This is a genomic window from Methylobacterium brachythecii (assembly GCF_014196345.1).
Taxonomy (GTDB): domain Bacteria; phylum Pseudomonadota; class Alphaproteobacteria; order Rhizobiales; family Beijerinckiaceae; genus Methylobacterium; species Methylobacterium brachythecii.
This window is the reverse complement of the sequence record NZ_JACIDN010000007.1, coordinates 275,181-285,214: the sequence shown is the minus strand read 5'-3', so window position 1 is coordinate 285,214 and position 10,034 is coordinate 275,181. Positions and strand designations below refer to the sequence as shown.

At 62.9% G+C, this 10,034-nt stretch carries 11 protein-coding genes; 7 read left to right on the top strand and 4 right to left on the bottom strand.

Annotated elements, in window-relative coordinates; translation table 11 throughout:
• Nucleotides 1-416 precede the first annotated feature (416 nt).
• Nucleotides 417-824 (top strand): hypothetical protein, encoded by a 408-nt coding sequence (locus tag GGR33_RS19420; protein WP_246413276.1) that lies wholly within the window; start codon nt 417-419, stop codon nt 822-824.
• Between the two features lie 56 nt (nt 825-880).
• On the opposite strand, the gene GGR33_RS19415 is transcribed toward GGR33_RS19420, so the two are convergent.
• Entirely contained in the window at nt 881-1,324 is a 444-nt protein-coding gene (locus GGR33_RS19415; RefSeq protein ID WP_183508266.1) for a hypothetical protein, read from the bottom strand.
• Nucleotides 1,321-1,746, bottom strand: a complete 426-nt coding sequence (locus tag GGR33_RS19410; protein ID WP_183508264.1) for an XRE family transcriptional regulator — start codon at nt 1,744-1,746, stop codon at nt 1,321-1,323. Before GGR33_RS19410 ends, GGR33_RS19415 begins: the two co-directional genes overlap by 4 nt.
• 690 nt (nt 1,747-2,436) lie before the next feature.
• Here GGR33_RS19410 and GGR33_RS19405 point away from each other — a divergent pair.
• The 6 genes from GGR33_RS19405 (at nt 2,437) to GGR33_RS19380 (ending at nt 8,389) form a co-directional block, all read left to right on the top strand.
• Nucleotides 2,437-4,812, top strand: a complete 2,376-nt coding sequence (locus GGR33_RS19405; RefSeq protein WP_183508262.1) for a beta strand repeat-containing protein — start codon at nt 2,437-2,439, stop codon at nt 4,810-4,812.
• A 71-nt stretch (nt 4,813-4,883) separates the two neighbouring features.
• Nucleotides 4,884-5,270, top strand: coding sequence for a curli-like amyloid fiber formation chaperone CsgH (csgH, locus tag GGR33_RS19400; protein WP_183508260.1), 387 nt, complete (start codon nt 4,884-4,886; stop codon nt 5,268-5,270).
• Nucleotides 5,255-5,770, top strand: a complete 516-nt coding sequence (locus GGR33_RS19395) for a hypothetical protein (RefSeq protein ID WP_183508257.1) — start codon at nt 5,255-5,257, stop codon at nt 5,768-5,770. The genes csgH and GGR33_RS19395 overlap by 16 nt, the downstream gene beginning before the upstream one ends.
• Nucleotides 5,771-5,814: 44 nt before the next feature.
• Complete coding sequence (locus GGR33_RS19390) at nt 5,815-6,099, top strand: curli assembly protein CsgF (RefSeq protein ID WP_183508256.1); 285 nt, start codon at nt 5,815-5,817, stop codon at nt 6,097-6,099.
• Between the two features lie 61 nt (nt 6,100-6,160).
• On the top strand, nt 6,161-7,075 hold the full coding sequence (locus tag GGR33_RS19385) for a CsgG/HfaB family protein (protein ID WP_246413275.1): 915 nt from the start codon (nt 6,161-6,163) through the stop codon (nt 7,073-7,075).
• Nucleotides 7,076-7,492: 417 nt separating this feature from the next.
• Nucleotides 7,493-8,389 carry a lytic transglycosylase domain-containing protein gene (locus GGR33_RS19380; protein WP_246413273.1) on the top strand — a complete coding sequence of 299 codons (897 nt, stop codon included), beginning with the start codon at nt 7,493-7,495 and terminating at the stop codon, nt 8,387-8,389.
• A gap of 417 nt (nt 8,390-8,806) precedes the next feature.
• Here the strand turns inward: GGR33_RS19380 and GGR33_RS19375 are convergent, their stop codons facing one another.
• Together GGR33_RS19375 and GGR33_RS19370 are read right to left on the bottom strand one after the other, a co-directional pair.
• Nucleotides 8,807-9,139, bottom strand: coding sequence for a hypothetical protein (locus GGR33_RS19375; protein WP_183508254.1), 333 nt, complete (start codon nt 9,137-9,139; stop codon nt 8,807-8,809).
• Nucleotides 9,140-9,319: 180 nt separating this feature from the next.
• Nucleotides 9,320-9,973: a transglutaminase-like cysteine peptidase gene (locus GGR33_RS19370; RefSeq protein ID WP_183508252.1), complete on the bottom strand. Its 654-nt coding sequence runs from the start codon at nt 9,971-9,973 to the stop codon at nt 9,320-9,322.
• Between the last annotated feature and the right edge of the window lie 61 nt (nt 9,974-10,034).

Sequence of the window (10,034 nt, the reverse complement as noted above, 5' to 3'; positions counted from 1 at the left end):
TCGATGAGCCAGCAGCACGGAGCTGCGGAGGCTCGTCATAGGCAGGCTGTCGGGCTCCTGGCGTGGGGGCGGCCTTCCCGACTGAGCAATTCGGCTTGGACGCGGTGGCGCCCCAGCTTGTGCGTGTGAGGGGCGTTGCGGGCGACTGGGCACGCGGTCGCCACAGGCTTTAGACGTCGTTGATGTATACCGCCGCGCATGGCATTGGATCTGGTATGTCGCCCGTTGCGTAAAGCGCTATCGCTTGCGCACATGCATCACCATTGGCCGACGCAGAGGGCGCGACCTCTATGCGGGCTCCAGCGGCTCAGCGTGTGACGGACTGAGGCGGGAGACGAGTGGAAGCTCTATCCAAACCGCTACGCGATGGCGCGATTACGCGGATCGAGATCGAGCTGGGGCCGAGAGAGCTGCCGATGCGACAGCTGTACGGAACCCGAGGCTTCCTCGCATGGCTCGACGAACGCGCCCGAGGGCAAGAACCGTCGAGCATCGATTCCGATACGACGCCTCTCGAGCAGATCGACGACCTGTTCTACCGTTACGTTGCTGGACGAACGCTGACACACCGCAGGGAATTTCGCTGCGTCAAAGTCGAGAAAAACCCTGTCTGGGAATTCAAGACTCCCGATGTGCGGATTTTCGGTTGGTTCCCGATGAAGGATTGCTTCGTCGCGGTCTATGGTGACTCGGCCGACCGCGTGAAGGACCACGACCTCTATCGCGGCTACCGCCTCGAAGTCAGACGCATCCGTCGTGAGATGGGTGTCGAGGAAAGCCTCTACGGCGAGGGCAGCGTGCCCAACGACGTCCTGTCTCCGTAGGCGGTAGTAGCGCGGCCAGGTCGGCCGCCGGACTCGCGACGTCCACGGAATGCGCTCTAATCGGCAACCACGACGCGCAGGGATCCGAGGCTCACCTCGGCTTGGACGTTGTCGACGACGGCGCGCATGCTGATCAGACCAGGTCCCCGGATTTCGAAAGGAGACAGGATGATGCTCGCTGCCGCGACGATGATCTTCGGCGCTTCCTGTCCTGCTTCCAGCTCCGATACGAGCTTCTTCTGGTCACTCAGCGCGGGCGTATCGATCAACTCTTCGACGATCGGTTCCGTGCTCCCGGGCGCATAGCACCGAATGTAGACCGATCTGAACGGTTCCGTCGCGGGAGAAACGACATGCGTGTGAATGCAGAATTTGGGTAGAAAGAATGAAGTTTCGCGCGGAATGAACATCACCGAATTGTAACATCCGACGAAGCTCAGCTTCCCTCCGACCTCGTTGCGGACGTCATCACAGAAGATCGAGTAGCCATACCTGCTCATGCCGAGGCGCTCTTCCTGTGCATCTGCCGCGGCTGCACATGGATCTGGCGCGCCGGCGGCAGGGTCGTTGCCGGCGAGTAGGTTGCCGACATCGTGAGCGGGGCCGGCGAGGCCAGGGTCGAGACGTCGGCCAGGTTGTTCTGTCCGGCAAAGGCCTGCGGACGGCGAACTTCGAAGACGATCTCCCGATCCAGCGCCCAAGCCAGCTCTGCGACGGTCCGAAGCGTGAGGTGTTGAAGCCCCGCCAGCTGACGGTTGATCGCAGAACGCTGAACCTGGAGCTTGTCCGCGATGGCCTGGACCGAGGCGCTCGATGCGGCGCGCTCTTCCTGCAAGGCATTCGTCAACTCGCTCCGAACCTGCCCGATGAAGCGGCCGACGCCTTGCGATCGCGCACCGATGCTGAACCGGTAGGACTTCATCTGACGTTTCCCCCTCGCGCGCTTCTTCAGAGCACACGCCACCTGGATGCACTTACAAGACCTGAGGCGCCCGTTCGCGAGATCACGAAACTCGGCGCCCGTTACTTGAAGGGTAATGTCACGATCAGCCTGAGAGTGACTGATTTCGATGTCGTTTGCTGGAGTCGAGGACAAGCATTTTTAGAGAACTATGCACTGCGCTTACTTGGTCAAATTTATTAACTCTGCGCGATTGTATAGTGGATCATCTTACGACTGCAGCGACTTTTGGAAAGCCGTTTCGGTGCTGAGGACCGGACGCTAGCATTTGAGAAAATCGCATCAAATACTCCTTTTGGTGTAATGGATTGTCCTATTCGTACCTATTCTGAATCGCCACATTGCGGCATGTGGATATAAAGATTCCATCCATTTTCACCGAATTTACGGCAGCCGATCGCGGTGCGGATCCAGATCCGAGGCTCACACTCTGTAGCAATATACTATTTTGATGAGTCCGGCTCGCATCTGTTGATAAGTCTTGTGCCGATGGGTATTTCATACGGACGTCAGATTGACTGAATTTTAATCAAATCTCTTGCGTCGATATTGTTAAAAATGCATTAACTCGTTCCGAGGGCAGCGAATCGTCGTGAGCCCCACAGTGGCTGCAAATTAAGCGGCCCGCCCGGATAGAGTAGGCATCCTCTCATGAAGACGTCAGTAGCACTGGCGCTCGTTCTCGCGAGCACCACGGCGCTTTCTGCTGCCGAAAACGAGTCGTTCATTGCGCAGATTGGCGCTTTCAACGGTGCTGTCGCCGATCAGACCGGCGGCAACAACAAGCAGACCACGTTCCAGGCGGGCGCGCGCAATCAGGCGCTCACCACCCAGAAGACCTCGGGCACCAAGAAGAACAATTCGGGCACCGTCCAGCTCGGCGCGAGGAACAGCGCCGTCGTCGGCCAGAGCGTCGGCGGCAACAATCAGACCACGCTCCAGGTCGGCGCGAAGAACCTCGCCGTCACCGGCCAGACCGGTGGAACGCGCGGCACGAACGAGTCGACCACCGCGCAGTTTGGTGTCGCCAACGTCTCCCTCGTCGGCCAGGACGGCGGCGGCAACGGCCAGCGCACCCTCCAGGTCGGCGCCGGCAACTTCGCCTTGACCGGCCAGAAGGATGCGGCCCTCGGCAGCAACAGCTCGACCACCAGCCAGTTCGGCGTCAAGAACGGCGCGCTGGTCGGCCAGACGGGCGGCGAGAACGATCAGCGCACGCTTCAGGTTGGCGTGAAGAACCAGGCCGTCACGGGTCAGTCCGGCGGCTCGCACGGCCCCAACGACTCGACCACCGCTCAGTTCGGCATCGCGAACAGCTCCCTCGTCGGCCAGGACGGCGGCAACAACGACCAACGCACGCTGCAGGTCGGTGCCGGCAACATCGCTGTGACCGCGCAGGATAAGGCAACGCACGGGTCGAACGACTCGAACATCGCTCAGTTCGGCGTGAAGAACTTCGCGCTGGTCGGCCAGAAGGGCGGCGCCAACACCCAGGACACCCTGCAGGTCGGCGCGAAGAACGGTGCGGTCACCGCTCAGGCCGGCGGCTCCAATGGCAAGAACGACTCGACCACCGCCCAATTCGGCGTCGGGAACAGCTCCCTCGTCGGCCAGGACGGCGGCAACAACAACCAGCGCACGCTTCAGGTCGGTGCCGGCAATGTCGCCGTGACCGCGCAGGACAAGGCGACGGCTGGGCACAACGACTCGAACGTCGCGCAGTTCGGCGTGAAGAACTTCGCGCTGGTCGGCCAGACGGGCGGCAACAACACTCAGGACACCCTGCAGGTCGGCGCTGGCAACTTCGCCGTCACGGCTCAGAAGGGCGCCTCCGGCAACCGCACGAACGACTCGACCACCGCCCAGTTCGGTGTCGGCAACGTGTCTCTCGTCGCACAGGACGGCGGCAACAACGGCCAGGGCACGCTGCAGATCGGCGCTCGCAACTTCTCGGCGACCGACCAGGCGAGCAATCTGCAAGGGCTCACCAACGACGCGTCGACCGTGCAGATCGGTCGCGGGAATAGCGCCGTGACCGCTCAGGTGTCGTCGGGAGCGCCGCGCCAGACCGGCTCCATCACGGCGACCACCCATACAACATCCAACTCTTACTCCACGTGGGAGGGCCTGAAGTTTGTGTTGTTTGGGCCTGACACCTGGAAAACTCACGCTGCAATCGACCAAACTTCTACGTCCAGTTTACCAGTAACGCTTCCGGCCTACAGCGGTGGCATCAACTCGGCTTCCACCTTGCAGATCGGTAACGGCAACTCGGCGTTGACGAGCCAGAGCTCCGTCGGCACGCGTGTTGGCGGCAGCTCAGTCACGCTACCGTCCATCAAGACGCCAATTCTTGGCAGCAAGTTCCCAGTCTTCGTTGCCTATAATGGCCCATCGTTCGGGTCCGGCGTCGCGCAACAGACGGCAACAACGACCGTTGTTACTCCGGACTTTGTTCCGCTCAACGGCGTCGACAACAACTCTTCCGTGGTCCAGATCGGCAGCAAAAACGTCGCCCTGACCTCGCAAAAGGGCTCCAGCATCCTTCCGACCTCCAACAACTCGACCGTCGCTCAGATCGGCTCGAGGAACAACGCGGTCGTCGGTCAGGAGAACGGCTCGAACCTGCAGGGCACCCTGCAGATCGGTGCGCGGAACACGGCCATCACCAGCCAGACCAACGGCCAGCTCTCGGCCAACCTCAACGGCTCGGTGACGGCCCAGCTCGGCGTCAAGAACACGGCGCTGACGGTCCAGCGGACCAGCCTCGCCGGCACGGTCGCCAACCCGCTCGGCGCCATCGGTGCCAACGGCTCGCTGATCACGCAGGTCGGCTACAACAACACGGCCAACGCGTTCCAGCAGACCGGCCCGCAGGCTATGATCGGCGCCAACACGCAGGCCACCGTGCAGGTCGGTGCGAACAACTACGCCCTGACGTCGCAGTCGACCGGCGGCAACGTGACCAACAGCTCGGTCACCGCGCAGTTCGGCTACCGCAACGCGGCCATCACGGTGCAGCGCTAAGCCAAAACGAAGCGGCGGACCCTCGGGTCCGCCGCTTCCCCTTTTCGAGCTCCTGCCAAGGCAGACCGGCCATGCGCCGCTCTCTCTCGTCGATCGTGGCCCTCGCCGGTTTCGCCGGCAGCCTGGGGACCGCCGCGGCCCTGACGCCCGCTGCCCCTCCGAAGGATCCAGTCATGGGCGTGTCGTGTCAGATCCGCTCCGACTCGGCCGCAGGCCTCCTTCGCCTCCAGGCCGTCGCCCGATCCGATGCGGATCTCCAAGGCCGGTACCGGCTCTTCGTCCTCAAACGAAGTGAGACCGGAACCAGCCAGAACGTCCAGAGCGGTGACTTCTCGCTGACCTCCGGCACCGAGACGACCCTCTCGAGCCTAGCCTTGGATGGCTCTGCGCGCGGTCACTACGAAGCCAAGCTGATTCTGGAATGGGATCAAGGAAGCACGTCATGCCAATCTCCGTGACTTCACGTGCCAAGGCCCTCCGGGCCTCATTCGCGCTGGCCGCCCTGGTCGCGCTGTCACCGTCCATCGCGCGCGCCGAGTCGGCGTATATTCCACAGATGGCGAGCGGGACCGCGGTGCCGCTTCAAGCCGCCGCGACGCTGCTGAACGCCCCGCCGGCGCCGGCCGTCTCGCGCACGCCGACGGCCTATACCCCTCCACAGACGCCCGAAATGGCCGCCATGCGCGGGTCCGGGCACAACCTCGCGCAGACGTTGCAGGTCGGGATCAACAATCAAGCTCTGCACGTGCAGGCAGGTTTCAACAATGAATCTACGGTCGGAATGATCGGAAGCCGCAATCGAGCCGGCGTGTTGCAAGCTGGTGACAATCTTCGCTCGAACGTCGTGCTACTGGGAACCCAAGGCTTAAATGTCGGTGTAATCCAGCCTCAGGGTTCTGCTCCGATTAATATGTTGATCGCACGCCTTCCGAATGGAGGCCTATTGATCAAGCGTTAATAAGCAGAGCGCAAGATGCCATAAATAAGTATAGGAGTTGGGGAATGAAACTTTCGGCATTAGCTCTCGCCGGCCTCCTCGGAGGCGTCATCCCCGCTTCGGCCACCGAGCAGGTCTACCGGCCGGTCAGCCCGACCTTCGGCGGCAACGCGCTGAATGGCACCTTCCTCCTCTCGACAGCGCAGGCTCAAGGGTACGGCGCCAAATCGGGGCAGAACTCCCCCGACCTGTCCGGCCTCAACGCGGCCCTGAGCAAGCTCGGCGACTCCACGAGCGTTGCGACGCCTACGATCATCATCAACGGAACGACCATCCCGACCAATCCCTGAGCCAACGCCGCTCGGTCAAGAAGACAAGAAGGTTTCAGGGGGGCTCGACATGATGACGGTGATGGCACGCGCTGCCGTGGCAGCAATCTTCTGCTTTGCCCTGAGTGGGTGCATCGCCGCGACGGGGACGGTCCTGGACCCCGCAACGCAGCCTGCGACGCTCGTGCCCGAAACCAAGTCGGGCGTCATCCTCGACAAGCTTCCGCCGCCCGTTCAAGCTCTCGACGTCGCCGTCTACAGCTTTCCGGACCTGACCGGGCAGAACAAGCCGAACGACAATTTCGCGGAGTTCTCGCGTGCCACCACCCAGGGCGGCGCGGCGATCCTGACGGACGTGCTGGTCAAGGCCGGCGCAGGCCGCTGGTTCAACGTCGTCGAGCGCAACGAACTCGCCTCGCTCCTGCAGGAGCGGCAGATCATCCAGAACACCCGAACGGCCGTCCAGGGCGAGAAAGCCGCCGGCCTGCCGCCGCTGCGCTTCGCGGGCATCGCCCTGCAGGGCGGCATCATCGGTTACGATTCCAACGAGACCACGGGCGGGATCGGCGCCAACTATCTCGGCATCGGCGGCAATACCCAGTATCGCCAGGACATCGTCACCGTCGCCCTTCGCGCGGTCAGCGTCCAGACCGGACGTGTCCTCGCTTCGGTGACGACCACCAAGACGATCTACTCGATCCTGGTCAACGGAACTGCGTTCAAATTCGCGGCGGTCGACCAGTTGCTGCAGGCCGAGGCTGGCTTCACCAAGAACTCACCGACGACACTCGCCGTGCGTGAGGGCGTGCAACTCGCCGTCTACTCGCTGATCTTCGAAGGCGCTCGGAACAAGCTCTGGAAATTCCGCGACGTCGTCGCCGGTGAAGCCTTCTTGCGTGCGCTCGACGAGCAGCGGCGAGCTGTCGACTTCGTGGTGACCCCGGCGCCGCCCGGCGCTTTCTCCCAGGTTCCAGACACCCTCTCCAGCAAAGGTTGAACCACCTTCGATTTCAACGCGTGACAGGACGAGATTGCTGCGTCGCGGTGTAACAGGCAGGGGAGGATGCATTCTGCCCGTTGCAGGTCACAGGCGCGGTCGGGCCCTGAACCGTCGCATTCTTCGCTTCCCCCTCGGGGATCGGACGGGCCGGTGCCGAGCGACGGTCCGGCACCTGGCTGATCCGGGCCTCCGATGCAGGGTCGAAGGCAGCCGGCGCGCGCTTCGAATGGTGCGAACGGGCATGCCCTGCTTCGGCGGCCAGGGCGATCGAGGGCAAAGACAGAACGAGAAGAGTTACGGCGAGACGAAGCACGACAAATCCTTTCGATACTGATCAATACAAGCGTCTAGCGAAAAACTCCTCAGAATAAAACCATTTATTCAAGTCGATGCACATGCCGCGAGTTTTGGCTGATGTTCTCGCTCATTCCGAATATGCATAGCGTGACCGTATCCAGGCGCATCTTGTTTGGCGCCCTCTGGGGCGCGGTGCTCTGCACGGCCGTGGCCGCGCAACCTCATTCTCCGTCGAACGGCGCCGATCGTGACACAGCCAGGGAGGTCCTGACCGAGCAGTTCCGCGAAGGCACCACGATGCCTCTCGTGCTCAAGGCCCTGCATCGCACGTCCCTGAACAATCCGCCCGATGGGCCCGCGACCGACAAGGCTGAGATGCAGCGACTGGCCAGAGACGCCGCCACCGCGCACGCGCTTCCGGTCGATTACTTCCTGCGGCTGATCAAGCAGGAGAGCGGGTTCAACCATCGCGCCGTCAGCCGTGCCGGAGCCCAGGGCGTTGCGCAATTCATGCCGGGCACCGCGACCTTGCGCGGCCTCAAGGATCCCTTCGATCCGGTCGAGGCTCTTCCGAAATCGGCAGCCTTCCTCAGTGATCTCAGGAAGCAATTCGGCAATATCGGGCTGGCCGCAGCGGCCTACAATGCGGGCCCCCAACGCGTCTCGAGCTGGCTTGCAGGCATTGGTACTTTGCCTCTCGAAACCCGCAGTTATGTCATCGCCATTACGGGCCGCACTGCCGAAGAATGGGCCCCCCCGGGAGCGCGCCTTCTCACGACCAAGGTGCACTTTGCTCATGGTGCAAGCGTCCCGAAGAAAGCTCAGACCATCAAGCTCAAGAACTGGGAACTGGAGTTGCTCGCATCGCTGACGGGCTCGACGTCCAAAGTCGCGACGGATGTGGTCGCAGATTCGGCGTCCGCAAGGCGCTCGACCAAGGCGTCCTACCGGTCGACGCGAACGGCTGCAGAGTTGAGTTTATGCCCAACATGTTTGGTTCAAAAAACATATTAGAAAACATTAAAGTGCAATAAAGGTAATATAGATCACGTATGACTGAGTTGGCTCCGCATTTGCGAGAGCTGCGACGTCTGCTTTCTCTCGTTGTGTGGCTTAAGCCGTCCAGTCGGCCAGCTCCTGCCGATCGTCGAACGTCCGCATCCTCGTCCCCCAGCCAATTTCTCGACGTCTCTCACCCACATTTGATCCAGGAGCCCGATCGTTCGATCGGTGAGACCGTCGCATGGCCGTCAGTGGCATTGCGGCAAGACGGTTCGCAATCTGCCTCGTAACGCTCATCCGCGAAACGCCGGCCTGACCTGGTTGGAGGTCGAGAGAGCCGCGATGAGCGCGACCGATCGGAGCGTGAGCCCGCTTCCTTCAAAATCCAGCATGAGCGAGCGCGCCGAAGGCTGCTTGCAGGATTACAGATTACAGGTTTCGGCTGATCTTTCCCGAGAGCAGCCAGGTCCGAGCCCGCACGAGAAGGGCAGGACGGACGCGCGTGACGTCCTCGTCGTCGACGAGCGGCGAGGTCGCGAGGGCCGAAAGGTAGGCGGTCTCGCTGTCGCGGCATTCGCGGATCGCGGATTCGGCGGCCAGCGCCTTGCCGGAGAGGGCGGCGCGCAGCTTGAAGGCGTCGGAGAGGCAGGCGCGCCAGGCGTCGTGCCGATCGCCCACGCTGCCTCCGGCGAGGGCGGGAGCCGCCGTCGCGAGCGATCCGGCGAGGATGACGAGGCGGGCGATCGTGCCGACCGAGACCATCGGGACCTCCGGGCCTCCATCGCGCCACTGGAGAGGCGCGCTGGACGTGAACGGGGCGAATTCGCCGGGTTGGCGAAACGCTCCGGTAACCCTTGCGTCGAAAGTCTTAAACGTCTGCAACGATCGGCTTGCCGAAGAGTCCCGTTTCGGGAAAGCCCGTTGGGCTGGGCCGTCGGACGCTCAGCGGTTGGCAGTGGTCGTCGGCGAGATGGCGACGCCGAGACCGACCCAGGCGACCGCGTCCTGGCTCTCGCGCTTAATGAAGGTGTAGCCGGTCTGGCGCCAGGGCAGCACGGCGCTGGTCTTGTTGTCGAGGACGAGGTCGCCGCGGTCGGTGATCAGGGTGAGCACCGCGTGGCCCTCGCCCTTCTCGTCGATCACGACGGTCATGCGCATGGCGCGGCGGGGCAGGCCGGCCTCGACGAGCATCGCGCGTTTGCGCAGCTGGAAGTCCTCGCAATCGCCCTGGCCGTCCTCGGCGAGGTCCCAGCGGTCGGCGACGTTCCAGTGATCCTGGTCGGTGACGGCGTGGATCGCCTTGTTCACGCGGCGGTTCACGGTGTTGATGGTCTGCCAGATCGCCGGGGTAAGGGTGATCGAGGCGGACTCGCTGCGGTTGACGGCGCACTCGCTGGCGTAGCGCTCGCAGAACTCGGTCCAGGCCGCGATCGGACGCGCCGAGCCGGTGATCGAGGCGGCCAGCCCGGAGGCGGGCAGCGAGGCAATGGTCTGAGCCTGGGCCAGCGGACCGGAGGCCAGCGACGCCATCGCGGCGGACGCCGCAACGAGACCACGAACCAAAGCCTTGATCCGCATGGAAACGCCGGTACGCATGGCTTCGGAGAACCTCGTTAATCTTCTGTTAACGAACGTCTCACAGGCGGGGGGCGGCCGC